The sequence below is a fragment of the Enterobacillus tribolii genome (assembly GCF_003363015.1).
Classification (GTDB): domain Bacteria; phylum Pseudomonadota; class Gammaproteobacteria; order Enterobacterales; family Enterobacteriaceae; genus Enterobacillus; species Enterobacillus tribolii.
Genome location: NZ_QRAP01000004.1, coordinates 242,398 through 268,094, shown reverse-complemented (window position 1 = coordinate 268,094; position 25,697 = coordinate 242,398). Strand labels below are relative to the sequence as shown.

Sequence of the window (25,697 nt, the reverse complement as noted above, 5' to 3'; positions counted from 1 at the left end):
TCTCAATTCTTATCGGGGTTCCGGTTGATACGGCTGTTCGTTCCACTCTTCCGCGGCGTAAAGCTCGGGGTCGTTATCCAGGACGCCGCTTTTGTTTCCCCACCGCGTTTCCTGCTGCGTGGCGCGGTGGAACTGGGTACGGTTGAAGCGCGCGCCGCTGAAGTCAGCGTGGCTGACGTCGGCGTAAGAGAAGTCGGCGTGTTCCAGTTCGGCGTCGGTGAACAGCGCGCCTTCCGCCCGGCTTTTGGTGAACCGCGCCAGGCTCAGCTGGGCACGGTCGAAATCCGCTGACGTCAGCAGCGCGTTGATCCACATGGACTGGTTGAGCCGGCCGGCACGGCAGTTGGCGTGCGACAGGTTGGCGTCGATGAACTGGGCCTGTTCGGCCTGCACGTTGCTCAGGTTCACTTTTTGCATTGACGAGCCGTGGAACAGGCAGCGGGTAAGCTCCGCGCTGGTAAAATCGGCGCGCTCAAGCTGGTTGCGGGTGAACTGGCATTGGCTAAAGATCAGGCCGCGGTAGTCCAGCCCCTGTTGTTTGCATTCGAAAAAGTTAACCTGCGTGAAGCCGGCGCCGGTGGGGATGTAGCGGCGCAGATCCGATTTATGGAACGTGGTTTTTTGCAGCCTGGCGCAGGTGAAATCGCTTTCTTCGAGCGTGCACTCGGAGATGGCGCTTTTGTTCAACAGCGCATGCCGGAAGCGGGTGTGATCCAGCCGGCAGCCGTTGAACTGGAGGTTTTCGCATTCAGAACGGCTGAAGTCCGTGTGTTGCAGGTTGCACTCGTTGAAAATCAGGCCGGGCAGGGCGGTACCCTGGAAACTGGCGAAGCTCAGGGTGCTTTCGCTGAAGCTGCAATGCTTCAGTTGTGCGCCGGTAAAGACGCTTTCCGTCAGGGTGCAGCCGATAAACAGGCTTTGTTCCAGGTTGCAGCCGGCAAAGTCGGCTTCGGTAAAGTCAACGTGGCGGAAAATCCCGCCGGAGAGGTCGTACTGCGCCAGGCTGATGCCGCGCAGCGTTTCCCCTTCCACGATTTCGCCCTGTTTGACTTTCTGCTGGATTTGCGCGGCATTCATCATCCTGTGACTCCTTTACGCGAAGGGGAAACTTTCATCTGCTTTATCCAGGCATCGCGCATGATCGTGGTGTCATCCGTTTCCGCCTGCGAGAGATCCGCGCGGAACAGGTTTGCCGCGGTGAAATCACAGCCGGTAAGGCGCGCTTTATGCAGCAGGCTGCCCATCAGGCGGGCCTGGCTCAGGTCGGCGCCGGTCAGATCGGTGCGGATAAAACGCGCGCCGTTGGCCTGCGCGCAGCGCAGGGTGGCGCAGACCAGCGACGCCTCCGAGAAGTCGCAGCCTTCCAGCGCGGCGAAGTTAAAGTTGGCCGCCATGAGCGGGGTTTGGCGCAGGTTGCACTGCGACAGCGCGGCATGGACGAAACACGCTTTTTCCAGCCGCGTGCCGGCGGCGAACGCGCAGTTCTCCAGCCGGGCGCGGGTGAAATCGATCTCCTCCGTCCGGCAGTTGGTCATGGCGCAGCGGCGCAGGGTGGTTTCACCGAAGACGGCCTGGCGCAGGTGGCTGTCGATAAAACTGACCTTGTGCAGGCAGGCGCTGGTGAAGCGGGTTTTTTCTAGCGTGAGGCCGTTAAAAATGGCGTTGTCCAGCGATGCGTTGCTGAAGTCGCAGTCGATCAGTTCGATGTCCTCGAACATTTGCTGCGACAGCGCCACGATACTGAAGTTGCAGCGCTTGAAACGGGCGCCTTCCAATATCAGGTTATGCAGGGTGGCGCCGGTGAAATCGCAGTCGGCGCAGTCGGCCAGCGCCAGCGTGGCTTCGGTCAGCGTGGCTTTGCGCAGCGAGGTGTGATCCATTTTGGTACGCGCCAGCAGGGTTTGCACCAGCGTGGCTTCGTCCAGAATGGCGTGGCTCAGATCCGCGCTCTCCAGCATCGCGCGGGTGAAGTTGGCGCCGCTGAGATCGAGATGCGAGAGATCCGCGCCGGTCAGGTCGCAGCCGGTGAAGTTGCGATCCTGCGCCAGCTTGCCGATGATCCATTCCCGCCGTTGTATCGCTTCGTTGCCGGTCAGGCGTGGCGCGGGGTTCTGGGCGGGCACGCCCAGGCGGTAGAGCTGATACATCTGCTCTTCCTGACCGGGCAGTAATTCTCCCTGCTGCTGGCGCAATGCGTCGCAGATTTTATAAAAAGATTCCGGGCCGGTCAGCCGGCGCGCATCGTATTCTGCGGTGTCGGGAATCCGCTTTTCTTTTTCCTGCATCGCCTCTTCTTTGGCTTTCCGGGCTTTTTCTTCCATCTGGGCCATAAAGGCGGGAAGCTGGGAAAGCGTCGGCTGTTCGATCTCCGGGGCGTCTTTCACGCCTTCCGGCAGGGTGCTGTTGACGGCCTGAAGGCGTTGTTCCGTTTCCTGATGCACGCCCTGCCGGCGCGCGTTGATGTTCTGCTCCAGCGGGCCGGGTTCGACCGGCGGCATCTCGGTGTCCAGCCAGGGGCCGATGGCGTCTTCCGGCACCAGATCGGCGTCCTGAAAGGCATAGGCGCTGCCTTTTTCTTTGTCGCTGCGCTTGACCCATACGTCCCGGTAATGGGCCGCCGGGCGCGGCGCATCCGCGGCGTCCAGCACCGGCATCAGCATGTGTACGTCGTGCGCGTCGTCGTCTTCCAGCGGCATCTTGCCGTGATACACCAGAATCATTTTTTCCTGATGCGGCAGAAACCAGACCGTGGTGTGTTGCAGGGCGATCTCGGAAAAGCATTCCTCGCCGTTGTGGGTGTGATGGACGAAGCAACGCGCCAGCCACGACGGCAGCATACCTTCCAGCCGCGCTTTTTCGGGGTGCATGTTTTCAATGCGGTAGGCCAGGCCGGGCGGCAGGGCGGGCGCATTCCACTGCTGATCCGCCGGCGCCATATTGAACAGGCGCGGATCCATGTCATCGGCAAAACCGACCGAGCCGCGCTGTACCCACGCGTCGTCGTATTGGGTGCCGATGAAGGCCTGCCTGGCGGGCCAGCCGAGGTCGAGCGGGCCGAAGCCGGCCGGCACGTCGGGCCGGCCGGGGTAGCTGACGTTGGGCAACGGGCGGGGCGTTTCGTCGCTGTCCGTCTCCGGCGCTCCCATGCCGAGCGGATTGTCCGGAAAGTGCGGACCGCCGTATGTCCGGGACCAATCCAGCGGCATAGCGCTGAAGGGACGGGGCGCGCTAAAAGAATTGCCCCGACGCTCGCGATCGCCGGAGACGAGCAGCGACTTCTGTTTTTCTCCCAGGGTAATGCTGACACGGCAGGTATTTTCAGACTGGCAGGTATGCGGCCAGGCGTAACCGGCGGCCAGAAATTCCGCGTAATGTTTGGGATAAGCCAGGTCAACGATTCCGCCGTAGCGGGATAATTCACTTTGTGCCAGTTGCCATAATTCCGGCTCCGGACGTAATTGTGGTTTTTCCCCCATTTCCGCCAGCGCCAAAACGGCGATGCCTAAATGCGGCGCGCGCGCATCGTAATACGGGCGGCTCATTATTCCCAGACGCAAAGGTTTGACGATTTTCATCTTCAGCGGCCTTTCAGTAGCAATCCATTCCTGACAAGATAAGCGGAGATATTTCACCGGATGGAAAAACGTATCGCCTTGTTTCCGGTGAATAAAATCCCGTTAAAAACCCACAGCAAACACCCGTGTATTTTTATTGTCGTGTATGTTTGGGAAACATACTCTTCCGCTTATTTCGCGCCGCGGTGTTATTGGCCGCGACGCAAAAATACGGGAGAGTATTTCCTTGTCGTTCTGATAACGCTTAGAGATAAACCACCAGGTCTTTGGCGTTTAATTCCAGTTTGCCGATGTTGATTTGTTGCTTAAAGATTTTCAGAACCGTGCTGTCGACCAATATCTTGGCGGTGGTTACCCACAGGAATGCCGGGTTGATTTTGGCCTCGAACTGGGTTGAGTCGATGTGCGCTCCCCGCGCCCGGATGTCCGCGCCGATGGCCTGTACCCGTGCGCCGGCGGCGAAAACCTTTATCAGCGTGGCTTCCAGGCTGTCCGGCGTGATGGATATCATGTTGGTGGTCGGCTGGATCATCATCGTCGGGGCGATCATGGTAAGCACGGTCGCGACGGTAGTGGTCAGCGTACTGTTAAATAACTGCGTCGCCGGACCCTGAACCGTACTGGTCAGCGTGCTGTTCATTACCTGTGTCACAGGGCCGTTCGTCGTGGAGGTGTTGGTTCCCTCAATCATCCGGGTACGGTTGCCCTGTACCAGAATGTCGAAGTTGTCTTCGATCGAGATATTCATGTCCTTTTCGGCATGCATATCGAAGCTTTCGATGCCCGGCGAATCTTCCAGGAACAGGCTGTTGGCGTTGGCGATGTTGCCGTCCTTGGTACGGCTCATGATCCCCATACGGGTAGCGTTGGCCGGAAGATCCCACGGCGGCATGTTGTCTTCGTTATAGACGCGGCCGGTGATCATCGGGCGGTCGGGGTCGCCGTTGATAAAATCGACCACCACTTCTTCGCCGACGCGGGGAACCTGAACGCCGCCGTACTGCCAGCCGGCCCAGTTACTGGACACCCTGACCCAGCACGAGCTGGTTTCGTCACCCCGGCTGTAGCGATCCCAGCGGAATTTGAGTTTTACCCGTCCGTATTTGTCGGTCCAGATACTTTCTCCATCCGGGCCGACGACTTCTGCCGTCTGCGGTCCGTTGGTTTTCGGCCAGCTGGTTTTGCGCGCCGGGCGCCATTGGGTGTCGGCCGGCACGACCTCGAAGGCAATGTTGTGCTCAGTTTCAATTTCATCGCCGCTGGAGTAGCTGTTTTCCTGGAAGAAATAGCGGGCGGCGACGGTCATGTATTCACGGGCGTCTTCCGCGCGCGGGGCGTTGTCCAGCATAAAGCGGTAGCCTGGCGCCACGCCGAGGGAGGTTGCCTGCCCCTGCATGGTTTCGTGATTGGATTCGAATTCCTGTTGGCGCACGCGGGCGTAAAACTGGCCGTGCCCCTGATCGGTATAGCATCCGGGCCAGTCGAAGATTTCCGCTTTTTCCTTGGCGAAGGAGAGCGGGTTGCGGCGGTTTTCCAGCAGGTTGGCGCGCGGCTTACGGAAGTCGTAATCGTCCAGGCTGTAGAGGCTGGGCGTGATGACGTCGGAGACTTTCCACTCGTAAATCGTGGTAATGTCTTCTGTCAGACCGCCCCGCGTCAGGCGGTAAACGATGCTGTCGTAACCGCTCATCGTGTCGTGCCCCTGCGGGGCGTCGGCGAGAACCATGGTGTGGCCGTCGGCCTGATGAGTGAAGTAGAAGTAGATACCTTCATGTTCCATCAGACGGCTAATAAAATCGTAGTCGCTTTCCTGATATTGGACGCAATAGCCCCACGGCCGATAATTATAGCTCAGGCGATTATCGACATTGATTTTGTATTCACTCAGCACGCTTAAGATTATTTCCGGAACGGTTTGTTCCTGAAAAATACGGCAATCCTGATTCTGCGTTAAATACCAAAGCGTGGGACGCAGAGTGGCATTATAAATGTAGTATCTTTCGCCGCTTTCTTCCTGACCCGATAATGTCATCCCCGTGATATTACCATTCAGATAACGTGTCGGCGCGGCCTGATCGTTGATTTCAACAGTAAAAGACTTACTGAGCAATGACTTAAGATCGAGGGTGTTTTGGGGACATAATAACCCGACGTTAAGTTCATATAACTCAGATAAACGTTCCTCTCCGATCAGATTACGGAAAAGAAGCGGTTCAGATGGCGCGGTTATCTGTTGAGCAACGAAAATACGGTTTGATATAAGCATTGTTTTGTCTCGCTCGTTGAGTAAATAACGCCGTATCAAGATAACCGTGCAGCTACGACGGTTATTTCCATTGTTGGATTTGAATTTTTTATTTACGAAAGCTAAGTGGCTAATATTCGTATCCAATAATTAATTTCTTGTCAAATAAATCTAATGGATGGAAATAAAATAGGAGAGGCAGATTTATTTTTTAATGCGTTCCTAGTTTTCTAGGAATTTATAAGAATTTAAATTGTTTTTTAATTTTTGTCGTTACTTCCTGGCACGATAAGGTGTTTTTACTTAACTTACTGCTTTTATTGTATTTTAAAATATGCTGCATGCGCGAATTTCTTGGATTGATGAACTTGATTAACTTTTTTAATTATTGACATGGAATTATCTGTAAATTGCAGGAATTACATGTAAGATTAAGTCTTGGGTTTAATGTCAGAAAAATAAGTATTTGACTATATTCTAAAGGAGAGGGTGCAGATATTTCTCTTGGTGCCGATCGAAGTAAGGGGAATAACGTCTTTTTTTATTATTTTACTCATATAACTCTAAAGAGTTATTTTCGTTTTTTATCTGATGGTTACGGTCGCGCCAGACGAATCTTAATTAACCGGATGCTATTCTTATGTGATTGTTTTTTATTTCAGGTGAATAAACTTTTGTTATTGTTTTGCGTTCATTATTCATTGATTGAAAAGATGTTTTTTGTAAATTCATTGTTGGTGTTTATGTGTTGATGATTCGCTCTTTATACAGGTTTAGCAGATGGGTGAATAAAGGCGGGTTTCGCCGTTTAAGGTAAAGAATATGCTTATTAATTGCGTTTTACTCTTGTCAGAGCGCCATGGAATTCCATTTTCCACATAAAAAAAGAGTGTAATAATTGCGGGGCTATTTTAACTCTGTGCAATGATTGAGATTAATCTGTATCGATAAGCTAAGGAGCTTCTTTACTAATTATCCTGTTATTAAAGCGTTTACTTTTTATTTTGGTGAAAACTAACGTGCTATTTTTATCTGTTTCACGACATAAGATAAAACAATGAGTGAGTCATTATCCGGGAATTTTGGGGTATTATCCGACGTAATGAGGTAAATAACGGTGAGACATTCGGCCGCGTTACTCGATTGCAGAGAGCATCATCCCTGCGGCCATCGTTTCTTGCATTACTCAGCCGCTTCCCCTAATCTTGCGCACAGTATTAACGACTCGGGGTGCCCCGCTTTACCGCGCAAGGGCTGAGATACACCCGCCGACCTGATCTGGATAATGCCAGCGTAGGGAAGTTCGTGATGCCCAACCGGTATCCGCTTCTTATATGCCGGTTGGGAGGAATATGTCTGTTCAACCTGCCTTGTTGCCCGGCGATCTTGCCGCGGCGTCATTTTCCCGCTTTCGTTCTGCCGCACCGCTGGTGCATTGCCTGACCAATGAAGTCGTGCAAAGTTTTACCGCCAACGTTCTGCTGGCGCTGGGCGCGTCTCCGGCGATGGTGGTAGAAGCGGAGGAAGCGGCGCAGTTTGCCGCCTTGGCCGATGCGCTGCTCATCAATATCGGCACCCTGCATGCCGACCGCGCCCGCGCTATGCTGGCCGCCGCCGAAACGGCCAACGGCGCCGGGCGCCCCTGGGTGCTGGACCCGGTGGCCGTCGGCGGTTTGCACTACCGTACCCGCTTTGCCCGGGAGCTACTGGCGTTACGTCCCGCCGCGATCCGCGGCAATGCTTCCGAAATTATGGCGCTTGCCGGGCTGGACGCCCGGGGCCGCGGCGTGGACAGCGCCGATGATTCCGCCGCCGCGCTGCCTGCGGCGCGTGCATTGGCGCAGTGTAGCGGCGCGGTGGTGGCGGTGACCGGCGCGGTGGATTTCGTTACCGACGGCGAACGGGACTACGCCGTTTGCGGCGGCGACCCGCTGATGACCCGCGTAGTGGGAACCGGCTGCGCGCTGTCGGCGGTGGTAGCCGCGTTTGCGGTTCAGCCCGATCGCCTGGCGGCGGTCGCGACGGCCTGCCGCGTGATGTCGCTGGCCGGTGAGCGCGCCTGCGCTGCTGTGCGCGGGCCGGGCAGCTTCGTGCCCGCTTTTCTGGATGCGCTGTATGCCCTTGAAGTAACCGACCTGCAGGAGAACGTCTGTGAAACGTATTAATGCTTTGACCATTGCCGGCACCGATCCCAGCGGCGGCGCGGGAATTCAGGCCGATCTGAAGGCGTTCTCTGCGCTGGGGGCTTACGGAACCAGCGTGATTACCGCGCTGGTGGCGCAAAATACCTGCGGCGTGCAGTCGGTGTATAACGTCGATGCCGCTTTCGTCGGCGCCCAGCTGGATTCGGTGCTCAGCGATGTTCGTATCGATACCGCCAAAATCGGCATGCTGGCGAATGCCGCCGTGGTGGAGCAGGTTGCCGCTGCCCTGGACCGTTACCGCGTGCCGTTCGTGGTGCTGGACACCGTGATGGTGGCGAAAAGCGGCGATCCCCTGCTGGAGCCGCAGGCGGTGCAGGCCATCCGGGAGCGGCTGCTGCCCGTTGTGTCGCTGATTACGCCCAACCTGCCGGAGGCCGCGGCGCTGCTGGCCTGCCCGGTGGCGGACAGCGAAGAGGAAATGCGTCGTCAGGGGCGTGAGCTGCTGGCGTTGGGATGCCCGGCGGTGTTGATGAAAGGCGGCCACCTGAAGGATACGGAGAGCCCCGACTGGCTGATTAGCGCGCAGGGCGAGCAGCGTTTCACTGCCGAACGCGTTAACACCCGCCATACGCACGGCACCGGATGCACGCTGTCCGCCGCGCTGGCGGCGCTGCGCCCGCGCTATGAGAACTGGCCGGATACGGTCGCCGCCGCGAAAGATTACCTGCAACAGGCATTGCAGGCGGCGGACTCACTGGACGTCGGGCACGGTATCGGCCCCGTTCACCATTTCCACCGCTGGTGGTAATGCAAAGCCGCTTACGCCCGCCCCGCAACGGGGCGGGCGAGGGCGTCAGGCCTGCGCCGTATTGGCGGAGATGACGCTTTCAAGCAGCGCCAGCGCTTTTTGCAGATGCCTGGCGTCAAAGCGGTTCAGCGTGAAAAAGGCTTCCTCTTTTTGCGGGCGGTAGGCCATCGCCAGCGTTTGCCCGCCTTCGTTATCGTCCAGCCAGCCATACAAATAGCTGCGCAACGCGTCTTCTTCCTGCCAACTGATAATCAAAGACGGCAGCGGCGAGCTGTCGCCGGCGGGACGGATGGCGACAAAAATATCGCCCTGCCACAGGCCGGAAAATTCGCCGTCCTGCTGCAGCGCCCGGCTCCCATCGTGCAGCGCGGCGGACAACGCATTCAGCCGGCGCTCATCCGCCGTGCTTTCCAGGCGTTGCCACAGCGGATAGTGGCGTTCTTTCTGCCAGCAGGCTTCGCCCAGGTAATCGTTGATGTCCCGCCACTGTTGATCCAGCTCGGCTTTAACCGCGGCATCAGGAATGTTGCGGTACTGCACCATCTTGGCCCGTTCGCCCAGCGGCTGCCAGGCAACCAGCGTCATCGTGCGTGGTTTGAGGCGAAACGTGGCCCACAACAAGATTTTGGGTATGCGGAAGGTGATGGCCTGAACGCTGAAACGGTAGCGCCCCGGCACGGTCAGAACAAATCCGCTCGATGTGCCGCGGTTATCCTGATAGTTGCGGATCATGACTAAAGACCGCGACCCCATCCAGCCAGTGAGGTAATGCTCCTTTTCCGAACCGGTAATATCCAGATCTGCAACCAACTGGGCAATTTTGCCTGATTCCAGCGTATTCAGGGGATGAGCCTGCTCCGCACTGTGCTGGCTTTTTTCCGGTGCGGGCAGGGAAGGTAAGGCGCTCATGATCAGGTTCCTTTGGTGATGGCGGCAAGGGGCAAAGAAATAGGAAATAGCTTAGCGTAATCAGTTAAACTTGAGGAAAATTCCGCTATCATTCATGTGGTCGATCAATTTTATTTTATGTTTTGATCTATAAGCATAAATAATAAATTTAAAAGTAATTATTGTTGCTATTCTTTAATCAATAAATCTGAACGTGTTGAAAGCATGACATATTCACTCACTGGAGTCAGGCATGGCAGGCAGGCATGGTTTACCCGATTTTAATAAAATTAAAGGGCTGGATCTCAATTTACTCACCGTATTTGAGACTGTTTTCGCGCACAGCAGCGTCAGCCGGGCGGCATCGGAACTGGGGATGACGCCTTCTGCTGTCAGCCAGGCATTGCAGCGTCTGCGGCTTCATTTTTCCGATCCTCTGTTTCTGCGTGAAGGAAAAGGCATTGCACCGACGTTGTTCGGCGTCAATCTGCATGAGGTGATTTCGTCCGGGCTGGGTGAACTGATTACCGGCATCAGTAATTTGAACGGTGACGCCCGGCGTCAGAAATATGTGGTGTATTGCTCTGCTTTGCTGGCGATGCGGTTGATGCCGCCGTTGGTGACGTGCCTGCTGGAGGAAAAAGAAGAAACGATTCTGGTACAACACAACAATGAGGACATCACGAGCAGCACCGAGGAACTGTTAACCTACCGCAAAAGCGACATTATCTTTGACATCGAGGCTTATCACAGTGCGTCTACGGGATGTGAAGAGCTTTTTGGCGAGACGGCGGTTTTTATCGCGAAGAACGATCATCCGCGGCTGGGGGAGGTGTTTACCAAAGACGATGTTGCTCGGGAACACTTCGTGTATTACAACACCTCGAATCAGATGACTGAATCGCGCCGGGCTGAGGTTGACAAAATAATGGGCGAACGCCATTTCTCTTTTGGCGCACAGTCGATCATGGCGTTGTTGGCCGTCGTTGAGGCCACTGAACTGGTGGGTTTGATCCCGCAGGCGGCGCTGAAACGTCTGCAACCTGCGTTTCAGGTCAAAGTGTTAAAGGCGGACTTCCCGATCCCGAACGTGCCGGTATACATGATGTATAACAAGACATCAGCCAGGGAGCGGCATTTTGCTCACCTGCTGAACGTCATCAGAAAGGTTGCGGAACAGATCTGAACCCTGATGCGCGGCCCCGTGAGAGCCGCGCTTTTCCCCGTCAGGCGATAGTGACTTTCTTGTCGAGATAAACATCCTGAACGGCGTTAATCAGCGCCACGCCATCCTTCATCGATTTCTTAAACGCCTTCCTTCCCAGAATCAGCCCCATCCCTCCGGCGCGCTTGTTGATCACCGCGGTACGGACGGATTCGGACAGATCATTCTCTCCGGCTGCGCCGCCGGAGTTGATTAATCCTGCGCGCCCCATATAGCAGTTGGCTAACTGGTAGCGCACCAGGTCGATCGGGTTATCGCTGGTCAGCTTGCTGTAAACGCGTTCGTCGGTATAGCCGAAGTTGATCGCCTTATAGCCGCCGTTATTTTCGGCCATTTTCTGCTTCACGATATCCGCGCCGATGGTGGCGGCGAGATGGTTGGCCTGCCCGGTCAGATCGGCGCTGGCGTGGTAGTCAACGCCGTCCTTTTTGAAGGCGGCGTTGCGCAGGTAGGCCCACAGCACCGTGACCATGCCCAGTTCGTGAGCGCGCTCGAAGGCGGCGGAGATCTCCTCGATCTGGCGGCGCGACTGCTCGGAGCCGAAGTAGATGGTGGCGCCGACCGCCTGTGCGCCCAGGTTGAATGCCTGTTCCACGCTGGCATACAGCGTCTGATCGTACTGCGTCGGGTAACTCAGCGTCTCATTGTGGTTGAGCTTCACCAGGAACGGAATTTTATGCGCATAGCGGCGCGACACTGCGGCCAGCACGCCATAGGTGGATGCGACGCAGTTACAGCCGGCTTCCAGCGCCAGCTCCACGATGTTTTTCGGATCGAAATAGAGCGGGTTGGCGGCGAAGGAGGCACCGGCAGAGTGTTCAACGCCCTGATCGACGGGCAGAATGGAAAGGTAGCCCGTTTTCGCCAGGCGGCCGGTGTTGAACAGGGTTTGCATGGCGGCGAGTACGCGCGGCGAACGGTTATTGTCGATCATCACGCGATCGGCGAAATCCGGTCCGGGCAGATAGAGCTGGTCTGCCGGGATGGTGGAACAGCGGTGTTGCAGGAGTTGGTCGGCCTCGTTACCCAACAGCTTTGCGATATCAGTCATAATTACTCCCATCAATGCCCGGTTTGCCGGTTATCCGCCGGCGGGGCGAGAAATGAAATTTATTAACAAGACATTAGCGCTTCAGTTACAGCCGGGAACTACAATACATGCTTTTGTATCAGGAAACCACGGCGCGGGGCATGGGAGAAAAGCCGGGGCCGTCACCGGAAGTGGACAGCAGCGTGAATTACTGCCCTTCCGGTTCGAACCAATCCTGATTTTGCCGCTCGATGGGGGTGATGGTGTAGATCATTTCCTGCAGGTGCGCGTTGATGGCGGCTTCCGCCGCGCCGGGATCGCGCCGGGTGAGGGCGTCAAAAATGCGGTAGTGCTGGGCGATCAGGCTGTCCGGCGGCGACACTTCGCTCAGGGTGAGGAAACGCACCCGATCCATCGTGGCCTTGATGTTTTCTATGGTTTCCCACGCCAGCGGGCAGTCGGCGATCCCGGTCAGCATCTGGTGGAACTGATCGTCCAACGCCAGAAATTCCGAGGTCTGGTTGTTTTTCGAGGCCAGCGTCTGGCGGTTAAGGTTGTGTTCCAGCTCCAGCAATTGCGCCGGCGTGACCAGCAGCGCCGCCCGGCGCACGATGGAACACTCGATGGCGCAGCGGATAAAGCGCCCGTCGGCAACGCGCTTGGCGGAGATTTTACGCACGAAGGTGCCGCGCTGGGGAAGGATCTGTACCAGCCCGTTCTCCGCCAGCTTGATGAATGCTTCCCGCACCGGCTGGCGCGACACGCTGAAGCGGCTGGAGATCTCTTTTTCCGACAGCAGCGTCCCCGGCGGGATGGTGCACTCGACGATTTCTTTGCGCAGCAAACGGTAAACCTGCTGATTGACGGGCAGGGTACCGCTGAGCTCGTAGCTGGGTGAAATAATCTGCGTAGACATAAGTCGTTATGACAGTACGGGAATGGAGGGGATGTTAACACATTTTTTGTTTTAAAGGGGGATAAGGCGGCGGGGGAACATGAACGGATAAATTGAAGCGGCGCCGCGAATGCGGCGCCGTGAGGATCAGAAGGTTTTTTTCAGGTTGAACATCAGCCCTTTGTCGCTGATGCCGTCCTCCTTCCACTGGAATGCATCGAGTTGCAGCGCGCCTGCTTTGCCGTTGTATTTCACGCCGAGGGTGGCCTGGCCGTTGAAACCGCCGCCTTTCTCGCCGGAATTGACGTTGAACGACTGACCCGCCGCGCCTTGCAGGCTGGCTTTGCGCTGGCTCTGGGCATAGCTCAGGTTCGGGCCGCCTTCCAGTGAGGCGGTGACCGCCCAGCCATCTTTGCCGGCATAGCTCAGTTTCACGCCTGCGATTGAATCCAGCGCGGTTTCGCTGCCGTTGCTCATCTTCAGGTTGAAGTCGCCCGCGCCGTGTTCGCCGTAGCCGTCGCTCAGGGTGTGGCGCAGCTTCAGCCCGGCATATGGGGTGACGTCCAGCCCTTCCTGCCATTGCAGCGTTTTCCCGGCGGTGCTGCGCAGCTCAAGATACTGCTCGCGGTTGCCGGACTTCGCCGTGGCGTTGACGTCGCCGTAGCTGATGCTGCGGCGGGTGTCGAGGTTGTGGATGTCGTAACGCAGGCTGTTGTTGAGCATCAGCCCTTCGTCGCCCAGCGGCAGGGCGTGGTCGAAGCCGAGGAACTGACTGTAGCCGCCGGTCAGGCCGTTGTCGCCCGCGTTGCGCGCGCCGTTGCCGTCCAGACGCGCCATACCGTATTGCACGCTGAGGGTCTGGTTGCCGCCGAGGGCGAACTTTTGGCCCAGCGCCATCATGTCGTACCGGGTGTTGTTGCTCAGTTCGGCACGCTGGTCGCCTTTGGCGACGACGTTGAAGCTCAGGCCGTTGGGCATCTGCGGAGCGCTGTCGGCCAGCATGGTGAAGCGGTTGCTCAGGATGCGGGCATCGCGTCCGGCAGAGGACGCGCCGGCTCCGCTGATTTGCTTCAGGGCGCTGCTGAGTTCGGCAGAGGTGCCGACGTTGAGGCTGTTGAACAGCGCATTGTTGGTATAGGCGGCGTCCAGGGCGCCGGCGACGCCGGCAACGCTGCTGTCGCCCGCGGCGTCGGCGTAGGCCTTTTTGGTCATGGTGACATCGACGTTGCCGGCGGCATCGGTGCTGCCTTTGGCGTTCCAGACCACCGAGGTGGACTGAATGGCGGTGGCATCGGTGAGGTTGTTGCCCTGCACCACGTCGTTGAAGGTCACGGAGGTGGCGTCCGTGCCGGAGGTAAAGCCGGTGTTGACGGAAACGCCCTGCATGCTGGCGTTGCTGACCATCAGCTTACCGGCAGAGCCGTCGGTGTTGGTGCCGACGACATAGCCTTGCAGGTTATTGGCGCCGGCGGGCGCGTCCGGCTGGGTGCGGGACGCATTGTTCGCTTCCGCGTTATTGTCCGTGGGCCCCTGGCACGTTCCGTCGATGCAGACCTGGCCGTAGTTGATAATGGTGCCGGAGCCGTTGTTATAGAACGCCTGGCCGACATTGCCCTGGATATTGATTACGCCGGTTTTATCGTTAATGGCGGTGCCGCCGATAACACCGATGCCGACCAACTGGTTATCCGTCGTTCTTTCAACGCCTTCGTCCGAGGTGAGGTTGATGGTGCCCTGGTTGGTGACGGTGCCGCCGTTCAGGGCCAGCATGCCGAAGCCTTCGTTGTTGACGTTGATGGTGCCGGTGTTGGTAGCGGAGGCGCTGGCCCCGCCTATCTCGTCGGACCCGGTAACGATGCCCGCCCCACGGGCTGCAATGTAACCCGTCCAGACCTCTTTATCAGTGACGTTGCCTTCATCATCGAAGGTTGGGGTAAAGCCATCAAGGTTAATGGTGCCAGCATTGGTGCCTGTGCCTTTAGTGAGGCCCATACCATACAGCCCTGCCCCTTGCAGGTTGATTTCACCGCCTTCTGCGTTAAGCAGCGTACTGGAAGTAGAGGAGAAGCCCGACAGCATGGCATAACTTGTTCTGAGATGTCCCCTGATAGGGAGGTCGGTTAAGGCTGTTCCATACTCCGGCGTATAACTATTGGTCAGGTTGATGCTTCCGCCGCTTGCATTGATTGCAGCACTGCCTGCATAGCTCTCCACGATGCCCCATGAGCCGCCCTGTGCGCTGACCTTGCCAGTGATCGTGCCGTGATTTGTCACTACTGCGCCGGATGCGGCTTGCAACAGGGTTGTATCAGCGGCATTGCTGTTTATGATGCCATAGTTATCGGCGGAGGAACCTTCGCCCGTGGCGCTAATAACGCTTTGGTGGCCACTGTCATTCCTGTAGACACTGGTAAAGGAGACGCCCAGCGTGGAGTCTTTTTCCAATATCAAATGCCCGCCGCCGGAGACTTGCGCAAATGTTGCCTTATCGCCAGGCATCCCTTGCATGGTAAAGGAGGAATTACCTTTAATCTTCAGGGTATTATCTCCATTGACCTTAACACCGGCGAGCAGGCCATCGTTTTCCCCGTTTCTATCACTGGATCTGCCATCGGCATAATTCATATTGAGGCCACCAGCGATTGTTACCGTATTATTGCCTCCATCAACGGTAATACCCGCAGCTTGCGCATTTATAGAGTCTGGTGTTGTATAGTCAAGGGAGATATTTACACTGCCGCCGATATCAACGGCATTATTGTCCCCGGAAACGGAGACGCCAAGCAGCGACAGGGGGAGCCCGCTGCTGTTATTCAATGATCCTGCAATTGCCACGTCTCCCTTCATCGTGACTTTCGCGCTGTTACCGGAAATACTGAGTCCCGTCGCTCCCTGAGGAATTCCGTCGCCGTTGGCGACGAGATTTACATTCAGTGCTCCGTTCAGATCGACTTGAGCGTTATCCCCGGTAATTGCCATTCCGGTGCCATTCAGGCTGGAATTAATCGTGCCCTTATTGCTGAATACGGTGTGGTCGCCTGCAATCAACACCCCAACGGAGCCGCTGTCTGTCACCGTGATGTTGCCGCCGTTGCTGAGCAACGTGTCCGCACCTTTTACCGCAATGCCGGTTGCGCCACCGCTGACGTTCAGATCGCCGTCCGCCTGCACTTTCGCACGGTCGCCGGAGATATCTACCCCGGTTGAGCCGGCGCCGCCCACGGTGAAATCCGCGCCATCGCTGAGGGTGAGCGCAGCATCATCGCCTTCTACTTTGACGCCGGTGCCGCCGTTGCTGACGTTGGCGCCAGCGTTGATTTGCGTTGTGGTGACGTCGCCCAAAATCAGCACGCCGGCCTGGCCCCGCTGATCAACGTCGATCCCGCTGGTGATGGTTGTGTTGTTGTTGTCTCCTGTACGGCTCAGGCTGTCTGCATTGCCCCAGGTGAAATCTCCTGCGCGATCGTAGATCCAGCCCAGCTGTTTGTCTCCCTGGGTACCGAACAACGTCAGCGCGTTGCCGTTCGTTACCTGCCAGTCGGTGACGGTCAGCGTGCGGCCATCCTCCGCCGTCAGCAGCCAGCCGCCGTCGATTTGCTGATAAGTGAATTTCACGTTGTTGTAAGTGGCGTCGCCGGTATTGACTGTGGCGATCGTCAGCGTTCCTGCATCCCGGTCCAGGACGGCGCCGTTGCTGTAGGTGGTGATCCCGGTCTTACCGCCGTCACCACCGCTGCCATCGCCGCCGTCACCACCACTGCCATCGCCGCCGTCACCACCACTGCCATCGCCGCCGTCACCACCGCTGCCATCGCCGCCGTCCCCACCGCTGCCATCGCCACCGTCACCACCACTACCGTCGCCGCCACCATTGCCGCTGCCGCCGTCATCGCCGCTTGCCGCCACTGCAATGCCGATAGCCGCCGCCACGGCGGCTGCGCCACCGATTACCCAGGCTTTCGTGTTGTCGTCCTCCCGGCAGGAAGCAGGAAGCAGGAAGTTTGGCCTTTTGCTCTTCCGTAAGTTCATCGGTATCTGCCGGGCAGGTTTCTGCGGCACTGAGCGGCGTGGTATTTCCGTGAGGAGCGGCAAATACCGGGTTATTTAATGCCATCGCCACACAGACGGAAATAAACGTTCTTTTATACATAATGAATTCCCTTTATTAGCTTCATCAAATTGTTATGGGTATAAGCTGAGTAATTCCCACAGCTTATTGCGAGTGCTGGTATTGCATCATTGACTGGCACGAATAGGCGCCTTACGTCAGCGCTTATGTTTTTCTCTGGTTATTGTTTGATAAATATGATGAAAATATAAATTACCGTCCGGCAAAACAGCAGGCGATGATATTATTGAATTCAATGCCGGTGTGAGCGGCGACATTGGATTTATCAAGATACTAAGCGGGAATTAACTGAAATAAAAATAAATAATAAGTACGCGCTGAGGTTTTTGGTGTGTGGAATTAATAAAATATGTAACGTGAATGAAACATCAAATAAGTGGCGTTGTGGCATAAGCCGGAGCTATTTGGTAAACAGAAAATCAGGAAGGAATAATAAATAAAAAATAAGCGTGGAGAGAGGGTTATCCCGGCGACCACCGCGAACTGAGTCTGGTAAGCCGCCGGGGTATTATCAGGTATCGCTATTGTTCTTCAGACAGCGTATTCATATATCGTTTCAAATACGGTCTTTTTCGCACCTTGCGTCGCTAATTTCTGGTAGGCGTGCGCCACCGCCCGCGTGAAATCCGCCTGATGCGGCAGGTCTTCGCCGAAGATCGCTTTCAGGCCAAGCAGAGCGGAAACGCGCTCCCCGCCGTCGCGGCTGCTTTGTACGCAGGCGGTTATCTGCGGCAGCAGCGGATCGCTGACTTCAATCGTATTCCCCTGCTCGTCAACGCCGCCGACGTAACGCATCCAGCCGGCCACGCCCAGCGCCAGCAGTTCATAGCTCCCGCCATGCGCCAGGTGCCAGCGCACGGAGTCCAGCATGCGCTGCGGCAGTTTTTGGCTGCCGTCCATGGCGATTTGCCAGGTGCGGTGTTTAAGCGCCGGGTTGGCGTAGCGTTCGAGCAGGGAATCGGCATATTTTTCCAAATCCACGCCCTGCACGCTGAGGGTGGGCGCTTGCTCATCGAGCATCAGCGCGCGGGCGGCGTGGCGGAATGCATCATCCTGCATGCAGTCGCTGATGTGCTGATAGCCCGCGAGATAACCAAGGTAGGCCAGGAAGGAGTGGCTGCCGTTCAGCATACGCAGCTTCATTTCTTCAAACGGCAGGACGTTGCCGACCAGTTCGGCTCCCGCGCGTTCCCAGGCCGGGCGCCCGGCGACGAAGTTATCTTCGATCACCCACTGGCGGAAAGGCTCGCAGGCAACGGCGGCCGGGTCGCGTACGCCGGTCAGCTGTTCAACGTGGCTGAGGGTTTCCTCCGTGACGGCCGGAACGATGCGGTCAACCATGGTGGAGGGGAAGGTGACGCGGGTTTCAATCCATTCGGCCAGTCCGGCGTCCAGCGCCCGCGCATAGGCGAGGATCACGTTGCGGGTGACGTGGCCGTTTTCCGGCATGTTGTCGCACGACATTACGCTGAACGCCGGTAAACCGGCCGAGCGGCGACGGGCCAGGGCTTCGACGATCACGCCTGGCGCGGACTGAGGGCGGTGCGGGTTTTGCAGATCCGCGACAATCAGCGGGTGATCGGCGATCAGTTGGCCGGTCGCCGGTGAATGGCAGTAGCCTTTTTCGGTCACGGTCAGGGAGACGATCGCCACGTCCGGCACGGTCAGCGCGGCGAGCACGGCCTCAATGCCGTCCGTCTGCGCATGCAGCGCCTGCTTCACCACGCCGACGACCCGCGCCCGCCAGGCATCGGCGGACATTTCCGCCACGGTGAACAGGTTGTCCTGCTGTTTCAGATCGGCGATTTGCTGCTCGCCGCCGATCAGGTTGATTTCGGTATAGCCCCAGTTGCTGCCGTGCTCCGCGGCAAGAATGTCGGCGTAGACCGCCTGATGAGCGCGGTGAAAAGCGCCGAAACCCAAATGAACGATGCGTGCGGCGAGCTTATGGCGATCGTAGGCGGGAAGCGTAGCCCGGGCGGATAAAAGCGTATTTTCCATGATAAACGTCCTGATAAAAGCAGTGGGAGGATCACCGCAGGACCAGCCTGCGGCGTCACTCCTGTTACATCAGATGAGGGAAACGGGCGGATTTAAACGTAGCTGCTGCGCACTGCGTTTTCTTTGCGTTTCGTTACGGCTTCCGCTGCGTCCTCCGGCTCGTTCAGATCGCGATCTTTGACTTCCGGCATCATAAAGGCGGAGAGCAGGCCGATCAGCGAGTAGCAAACCAGCATGACGACGATGGGCATCCAGGAGCCGGTCATGTTGCAGAAGATACCGGCCAGCACCGGGCCGAACCCGACGGCGACCAGGCCGCCGGCCTCTTTGGAAATCGCCATGCGGGTGAAGCGGTTACGCGAACCGAAGATTTCCGCCATGGTGATGTTTTCCAGCGCGAACAGCCCCAGTACGGCGAAGTTATGGATGATGATGATGCAGGCCATGATGACGTTCGGCTCGTTGCCTTTATCCACGATCATCGAAAGCATCGGGTAGGCCAGAATAATGGCGCACACGTTGAGGATGATGTAGGGAATACGGCGGCCGATTTTGTCGGAAATCCAGCCCAGCAGCGGAATGGTCAGGAAGCCGATGATCGAGCTGAGCATCAGGGCATCGGTCGGGATGCGTTTTTCGAACAGCAGGGTCTGCACCAGATAACCGGCGAGGAAGGTCTGAATCAGGCCGGAGTTGCCCGCCTGACCAAAACGCAGGCCGGTCGCCAGCCAGAAGGATTTGCTGCGGAACATCGCGCCGAGGCTGGTTTCCGCTTTTGCTGCGGCCGCCGCTGCGGGTTTACGGGTTTCCGCCTCGTTCACCTGTTCGAATACCGGGCTTTCTTTCAGGTTCATGCGCAGCCAGATAGCGAAGATCATCACCACCACGCTGGCGAGGAAGGGAATACGCCAGCCCCAGGCCAGCAGTTGTTCGCGGTCAAGCAGGAAGAACATCACGGCCCAGATGGCGGTGGCGCTGAGGGTGCCGCAGTTGGTGCCCATGGCGACCAGCGAGGAAATAATGCCGCGTTTACCGCGCGGCGCATACTCCGCCAGCATGGTGCCCGCGCCGGAAATTTCCGCGCCGGCGCCCAGCCCCTGGATGATGCGCAGCGTCACCAGCATCAGCGGCGCCATAATGCCGACCTGCGCGTAGGTCGGCAGCACGCCGATCAGCGTAGTGCAGATCCCCATCATGGTAATGGTGATAAACAGCACTTTTTTCCTGCCGATGGTATCGCCCATGCGGCCGAAGAAAAACGCGCCGACGATACGGGCGATGTAGCCCGCGCCGTAGGTGCCCATCGCCAGGATCAGCGCCATGGCCGCGGACTGTTCGGGGAAGAATATTTCGTGGAACACCAGCGCGGCGCCCAGCGAGTAAAGCTGAAAATCCATGAATTCCAGTGCGGTGCCGAGCCATCCGGAGACGGCCGCTTTAACTAAGTCAGAGGTGCTGCGTTCCGGCTTATCGGTAGGTTGCTGGTTCATCTTGTATATCCCTGTGATGTCTTGATTTTATATAGGCAACAGAGCGGGGAGTACAGGCTCTGCGTCAAAATTCGAGCAGGACTTTGCAACAACTTTTCTGATCCTGTTCGAACAGCTCAAGGGCGTTGACGACGTGCGTGTAGTGAAATTTGTGGGTGATCAGTTTCTCCGGGTGAATTTTCCGTTCCGCCATCCAGCCGATCACCGTCGGGAAGCGATTGCTGTTGAGACGTGAACTGTAAATGGTGAGTTCCTTGCTGGTGATGCCCTGCTGGCTGATGACGCAGGGATCGGCGGAGAAGCCCATAATGCCGATGCGCGCCGCCGGGGAGGCCAGGCCGATCGCTTCCGGCAGAATGGCGGGGTGGCAGGCCGCGTCGATGATCAGCGTCGGGCGGGTGCCGGTTTTTTCCAGCTCGGTGCGCAAGTCAGCTGTGCCGTTGTTGATGATGCGGTCGGCGCCGTTCTCCCGCGCCATAGCCAGGCGTTCGTCGAGGCGGTCGGCGACGATGATTTCCTTCACGCCGTATACGCCGCGCAGCGCCTGAATGGTGGTCAGCCCCATCGGCCCGGCGCCGTAAATCAGCGCGGTATCCAGCGGGCCGGGGTTCATCTGGGCGCAGATGTTGGCGGCGATGGTGAAGGGCTCGATCATGGTGGCTTCGGCGTCGGGAATGGCGTCCGGCACCGCGTGGGCGTTACGCGCCGGCAGCGTGACGTATTCGCTGAAGCCGCCGTCGCGGTGCACGCCGATCACCTGCAAGGCGGCGCACACGTTCGGGCGCCCGACCGAGCAGGGGTAGCAGTGCCCGCAACTGACCACCGGGTCGCCCACCGCGCGCTCGCCGATGCGCGCCGGGGAGACGCCTTCGCCGACGGCGTCGATGCGGCCGAAAAATTCATGGCCGATTACGCGCGGGTATTTGGCGAACGGGTTATGACCGCGGTAAATGTGGACGTCCGAGCCGCAGATGCCGGCGCTTTCCACCCTGATGCGCACTTCGCCCGGCTGCGGTTGCGGCAGCGGACGCTCTTCGATCACTAAGCTGCCCGGTTGTTGAATCACGACGCTTTTCATTTTCTTCTCCTGTTGAGTATCCGCGCTTACCAGTTCCACAGCGTGCCGTCTTCCAGGCGCGCCACCGGCAGGTAGGCCGGATCGTAGGGGTACTTCGCTGCCAGTTTTTCGTCGAACTCAATGCCGATGCCGGGTTTATCGCCGGGGTGCATGTAGCCGTCGCTGAACGTCCAGTTGTGGGGGAACACTTCCAGCATTTGCTCGGAGTAGCCCATGTATTCCTGCACGCCGAAGTTGGGCACCCACAGGTCGAAATGCAGTGCGGCGGCCATGCAGACCGGCGAGAGATCGGACGGGCCGTGCGATCCGGTGCGTACCTGATACAGCGAGGCGAAGTCCGCGATGCGGCGCATGCCGGTGATGCCGCCGGCGTGGGTCAGGGTGGTGCGGATGTAGTCGATCAGTTGTTCTTCGATCAGCTGCTTGCAGTCCCAGATGCTGTTGAACACTTCGCCCACGGCGATTGGCGTGACGGTGTGCTGGCGGATCAGGCGGAAGCACTCCTGGTTTTCCGCCGGCGTCGGATCTTCCATCCAGAACAGGCGGTAATCTTCAATGCTTTTGCCGAAGCGTGCGGCTTCGATCGGCGTCAGGCGGTGGTGCATGTCGTGCAGCAGGTGTTCGTTGAAGCCGAAGCGGTTGCGTACCGCCTCGAACAGCTTGGGGGTGAAGTCGAGGTATTTTTCCGTCGACCACAGTTGTTCCTCCGGCCAGTTGCCTTTGGTGGCCGGTTCATAGGCCAGCCCTTTGCCTTTGGACATGCCGTAGGTGGTTTTCATGCCCGGCACGCCGCACTGTACGCGGATCGCCCTGAAGCCCATTTCCTGGTGTTTGGCGTAGTCTTCCAGCACGTCGTCGACGGTGTGGCCGGTGGTGTGGCAGTACACCATAACGCCGGTGCGCGAGGCGCCGCCCAGCAACTGGTACAGCGGCATGCCGGCGGCTTTGGCCTTGATGTCCCACAGCGCCATGTCCACGGCGGAAATCGCCGACATGGTGACCGGGCCGCGCCGCCAGTAGGCGCCTTTGTAGAAGAATTGCCAGATGTCTTCGATCTGATGGGCGTCGCGGCCGATCAACTGCGGGCAGAGATGATCCTTCAGATAAGAGGCGACGGAAAGCTCGCGGCCGTTGAGCGTGGCGTCGCCGAGGCCGGTGATTCCCTGATCGGTGGTAATTTTCAAAGTGACAAAGTTTCTGCCGGGGCAGGTGACAAAGACTTCGGCGTTAACAATTTTCATCATCGTAATCCTGTGATGGCGGGGTGTATGGCGCGACTTTAGATCTGACTTAACTACCATACAAGTATGATTGTGAAAGTTTGCCTGTGAAGATCACGCTTTATGATGCAAAGCGATGAAACGCGGGGGAGGATAGGGGAAGAGGGCTGGCGGGGAGAAAATAACGCCGGCGTAAGCCGGCGCAGGGATCAGGCCAGCAGCGGGCAGTCGGGCGGTAAACGGCAGGTAATGGCGCCAGGCTCGACGTCAAAGCGGAAGTGCGAGCCGCTGAGCGGTTCGCCGTCGAGGTTAAGCATGACGTCGTGCGGCGTTTCGATTTCCAGCCACGGCAGTTCGGCATTGATGATGTTTTTGCTCTGCTCGCCGTTGAGCAAGCCTTCGAGCAGCGATGGCAACAGTTCATCGGCGGCGAGGATGCGCAACTGTATCCGGCCGTCATTGAGCAGGGCGTCGGGACACATCGGCTGGCCGCCGCCCGCCTGCCTGCCGTTGCCCACGCCGACGACCAGCGCGTTGCCCTGCCAGGTGAAATCCGGGCCGGAGACTTTGCAGAAGTCCGGCTTCAGGGTGTCCAGGCGCAGCAGGCCGTGCAGAAAGTAAGACGCGCCGCCGAGCGCGGCTTTCAGTTTCTCCGGCGTTTCGGTGGTAATGCGGGTGCCGAAGCCGCCGGTCGCCATGTTGATGAAAAAGTGGGTGCGGTTTACGCGCACCAGATCGACAGGCACCGCCCGCGCATGCAAAGCCAGGTTCAGCGCGACGTCGGGCGCGGCGGGGATCCGGCAGGCCGTGGCGAAGTCATTGGCTGTGCCCAGGGGAATGATGCCGAGCGTGGGTTTGTCGTGGCCGCTGTGGTTGAACAGGGCGCCGCTGACTTCGTTTACCGTGCCGTCGCCGCCGGCGGCGATCACCGTCCCCACGCCGAGGGAAATGGCTTCGGCGACGTAGCGCGCGGCGTCGCCATGCTCCCAGGTCACGCGTACATGCAGCGTTTCGCCGGCGTTGCGTGACGCCGTGATTGCGTCGCGTACGCTTTCATTACCGGCGCTTTTGCCGTTGAGGATAATCAGTGCCGGATGGCGTTGTGTCATGGCGGGCCTCTTTTATTATCATGAACGGATATCAGCTACGGTTAAAAATATATTGTATTACGTAAGGACGCTAAGCTATGCGGGTTATTTTATTAAGCTGAATGGGTTCAGTCAGGGAAATAAATAAAAGAATAGTTAATAAATAAGAATTTATCTATTTTTCGGGTAGCTAATATCAAGAAATGTCTTATTATTCATGAGGTGGGGCGTTTTTTCTGGCAGGTATAAAAAAGAAAACCAGCCCAAGGGAGATTGGGCTGGCAAGGAGGTGGTTCCTAGTATTGCTTGATTTTCGTTCTATATTTTCAGCGAGATAATAACGTTATTAAGGGGAGATGATTGTGATCTCTCTCGTATAATCGCCAAAAACTGCGCAGCCTGATGGAAATAGACTACGCAGCGTTGTGGTTTATTTGGCGTGAGGGTTACGGGTGCTGGTGCCCGATAAATTTCTCATCAATAAGGCATATTTAAGTTCAATATCATCGGGGACAGGAATATATACGATGTGCCCATTGCCCGGAGCAACCTCAACGGCCTGCCCTTTCTGGTTTTTCATCGCTTCCAGCGTGAAGGTAATATTTCCCTTCGGCGTCATCATTTCTACGCTGTCACCTAAAGAAAACTTATTTTTTACCGCAATTTCGGCATAGCCATCGCGGCGTTCGCCGGTGAATTCCCCGACGAACTGCTGACGTTCGGAAACAGAGTAACCGTAGTCATAGTTTTGATGTTCGTCGTGAACGTGGCGGCGCAGAAAGCCTTCGGTGTAACCGCGGTGCGCCAGTGATTCCAGCGTGGTGAGCAGGGTGGGATCGAACGGCCTGCCGGCGGCGGCGTCATCAATGGCGCGGCGGTAAACCTGCGCGGTGCGGGCGCAGTAGTAGAACGATTTGGTGCGGCCTTCAATTTTCAGCGAATGTACGCCCTGCGCGGTGAGCTGTTCAACGTGCTGAATGGCGCGCAGATCCTTGGAGTTCATGATGTAGGTGCCGTGCTCGTCTTCGAACGCGGTCATGTACTCGCCGGGGCGCTGGGTTTCTTCGATCATGAATACGCTGTCGGTCGGCGCGCCGATGCCGAGGGTCGGTTCTACCTGTTTAACCGGGATCGGCTCGTGGACATGCACGATATTGCCGACGTCGTCTTCTTTGCCTTCCTGCACCTTATATTCCCAGCGGCAGGCGTTGGTGCAGGTGCCCTGGTTCGGGTCGCGCTTGTTGATGTAGCCGGAAAGCAGGCAGCGGCCGGAGTAGGCCATACATAATGCGCCGTGAACGAATACTTCGATCTCCATGTCCGGCACTTCGCGGCGGATTTCCGCGATCTCTTCCAGCGACAGTTCGCGCGACAGGATCACGCGCGTCAGGCCCATCTGTTTCCAGAATTTCACCGTAGCCCAGTTGACCGCGTTGGCCTGTACCGACAGGTGAATCGGCATCTGCGGAAACGCTTCGCGCACCATCATGATCAGGCCGGGGTCGGACATGATCAGGGCGTCTGGCCCCATATCGATCACCGGTTGCAGGTCACGCAGGAAGGTTTTCAGCTTGGCGTTGTGGGGCGCGATGTTCACCACCACGTAGAACTTTTTGCCCAGGGCATGGGCTTCGTTAATGCCCAGCGCCAGGTTTTCGTGGTTGAACTCGTTATTGCGCACGCGCAGGCTGTAGCGCGGCTGACCGGCATAAACGGCGTCCGCGCCATAGGCGAACGCGTAACGCATATTCTTCAGCGTACCGGCCGGAGAGAGTAATTCCGGAGTAAACATAAACGTATTTTTCTCTTTCAGGGTCTGATCACAAGTCAGTTCACGCCGCAGGGGCGTGAAGAAGGGCGGCATTGTAGCGCTTCAGCGGG

Annotated in this window: 15 protein-coding genes, 2 pseudogenes and 1 riboswitch; of the genes and pseudogenes, 3 read left to right on the top strand and 14 right to left on the bottom strand. The window is 57.5% G+C overall.

The annotated features are described in order from the left end of the window. Window positions 1–9: 9 nt before the first annotated feature. From C8D90_RS10585 to C8D90_RS10575, 3 genes are all read right to left on the bottom strand, one after another. The gene (locus C8D90_RS10585) at window positions 10–1,080 is read right to left on the bottom strand and encodes a pentapeptide repeat-containing protein (protein ID WP_115458409.1); all 1,071 of its coding nucleotides are present in this window, start codon (window positions 1,078–1,080) and stop codon (window positions 10–12) included. Further along, on the bottom strand, window positions 1,077–3,575 hold the full coding sequence (locus tag C8D90_RS10580) for a DUF2169 family type VI secretion system accessory protein (protein WP_115458408.1): 2,499 nt from the start codon (window positions 3,573–3,575) through the stop codon (window positions 1,077–1,079). Before C8D90_RS10580 ends, C8D90_RS10585 begins: the two co-directional genes overlap by 4 nt. A 244-nt stretch (window positions 3,576–3,819) precedes the next feature. Continuing rightward, window positions 3,820–5,841: a type VI secretion system Vgr family protein gene (locus C8D90_RS10575; protein ID WP_115458407.1), complete on the bottom strand. Its 2,022-nt coding sequence runs from the start codon at window positions 5,839–5,841 to the stop codon at window positions 3,820–3,822. Between the two features lie 1,195 nt (window positions 5,842–7,036). Next, window positions 7,037–7,137: riboswitch (TPP riboswitch) on the top strand. Window positions 7,138–7,172: 35 nt separating this feature from the next. Between C8D90_RS10575 and thiM the strand changes: the two genes are divergently transcribed. Both thiM and thiD read left to right on the top strand, forming a co-directional pair. Beyond that, window positions 7,173–7,985, top strand: a complete 813-nt coding sequence (gene thiM / locus C8D90_RS10570; RefSeq protein WP_115458406.1) for a hydroxyethylthiazole kinase — start codon at window positions 7,173–7,175, stop codon at window positions 7,983–7,985. Beyond that, on the top strand, window positions 7,972–8,772 hold the full coding sequence (gene thiD, locus C8D90_RS10565; protein WP_115458405.1) for a bifunctional hydroxymethylpyrimidine kinase/phosphomethylpyrimidine kinase: 801 nt from the start codon (window positions 7,972–7,974) through the stop codon (window positions 8,770–8,772). The genes thiM and thiD overlap by 14 nt, the downstream gene beginning before the upstream one ends. 45 nt (window positions 8,773–8,817) lie before the next feature. Here thiD and C8D90_RS10560 read toward each other — a convergent pair whose 3' ends face one another. After that, the gene (locus C8D90_RS10560; RefSeq protein ID WP_115458404.1) at window positions 8,818–9,681 is read right to left on the bottom strand and encodes a hypothetical protein; all 864 of its coding nucleotides are present in this window, start codon (window positions 9,679–9,681) and stop codon (window positions 8,818–8,820) included. Between the two features lie 232 nt (window positions 9,682–9,913). Between C8D90_RS10560 and C8D90_RS10555 the strand changes: the two genes are divergently transcribed. After that, the gene (locus C8D90_RS10555) at window positions 9,914–10,846 is read left to right on the top strand and encodes a LysR family transcriptional regulator (protein WP_115458403.1); all 933 of its coding nucleotides are present in this window, start codon (window positions 9,914–9,916) and stop codon (window positions 10,844–10,846) included. A 40-nt stretch (window positions 10,847–10,886) separates the two neighbouring features. Here C8D90_RS10555 and fbaB read toward each other — a convergent pair whose 3' ends face one another. The 10 genes and pseudogenes from fbaB to trhP all read right to left on the bottom strand — a co-directional run bounded on the left by fbaB (window position 10,887) and on the right by trhP (window position 25,608). Then, on the bottom strand, window positions 10,887–11,936 hold the full coding sequence (fbaB, locus tag C8D90_RS10550; RefSeq protein ID WP_115458402.1) for a class I fructose-bisphosphate aldolase: 1,050 nt from the start codon (window positions 11,934–11,936) through the stop codon (window positions 10,887–10,889). Between the two features lie 187 nt (window positions 11,937–12,123). After that, entirely contained in the window at window positions 12,124–12,831 is a 708-nt protein-coding gene (locus C8D90_RS10545) for a GntR family transcriptional regulator (RefSeq protein WP_260503152.1), read from the bottom strand. A gap of 126 nt (window positions 12,832–12,957) precedes the next feature. After that, window positions 12,958–14,340: pseudogene (locus tag C8D90_RS22500) on the bottom strand (autotransporter outer membrane beta-barrel domain-containing protein); the annotation flags it as partial. Between the two features lie 1,923 nt (window positions 14,341–16,263). Then, window positions 16,264–16,839: pseudogene (locus tag C8D90_RS22560) on the bottom strand (BigA/YdbA N-terminal beta-barrel domain-containing protein); the annotation flags it as partial. Between the two features lie 631 nt (window positions 16,840–17,470). Then, window positions 17,471–18,940, bottom strand: coding sequence for a mannitol dehydrogenase family protein (locus C8D90_RS10535; RefSeq protein WP_115458401.1), 1,470 nt, complete (start codon window positions 18,938–18,940; stop codon window positions 17,471–17,473). Window positions 18,941–19,032: 92 nt separating this feature from the next. Continuing rightward, the gene (locus C8D90_RS10530) at window positions 19,033–20,430 is read right to left on the bottom strand and encodes an MFS transporter (protein ID WP_115458400.1); all 1,398 of its coding nucleotides are present in this window, start codon (window positions 20,428–20,430) and stop codon (window positions 19,033–19,035) included. Window positions 20,431–20,494: 64 nt separating this feature from the next. Next, the gene (locus tag C8D90_RS10525) at window positions 20,495–21,508 is read right to left on the bottom strand and encodes a Zn-dependent oxidoreductase (RefSeq protein ID WP_115458399.1); all 1,014 of its coding nucleotides are present in this window, start codon (window positions 21,506–21,508) and stop codon (window positions 20,495–20,497) included. Window positions 21,509–21,534: 26 nt separating this feature from the next. Further along, window positions 21,535–22,749 carry a D-mannonate dehydratase ManD gene (manD, locus tag C8D90_RS10520; protein ID WP_115458398.1) on the bottom strand — a complete coding sequence of 405 codons (1,215 nt, stop codon included), beginning with the start codon at window positions 22,747–22,749 and terminating at the stop codon, window positions 21,535–21,537. A 188-nt stretch (window positions 22,750–22,937) separates the two neighbouring features. Next, window positions 22,938–23,837, bottom strand: coding sequence for a lipid kinase YegS (yegS, locus tag C8D90_RS10515; protein WP_115458397.1), 900 nt, complete (start codon window positions 23,835–23,837; stop codon window positions 22,938–22,940). A gap of 409 nt (window positions 23,838–24,246) precedes the next feature. After that, on the bottom strand, window positions 24,247–25,608 hold the full coding sequence (gene trhP, locus C8D90_RS10510; protein WP_115458555.1) for a prephenate-dependent tRNA uridine(34) hydroxylase TrhP: 1,362 nt from the start codon (window positions 25,606–25,608) through the stop codon (window positions 24,247–24,249). Window positions 25,609–25,697 lie beyond the last annotated feature (89 nt).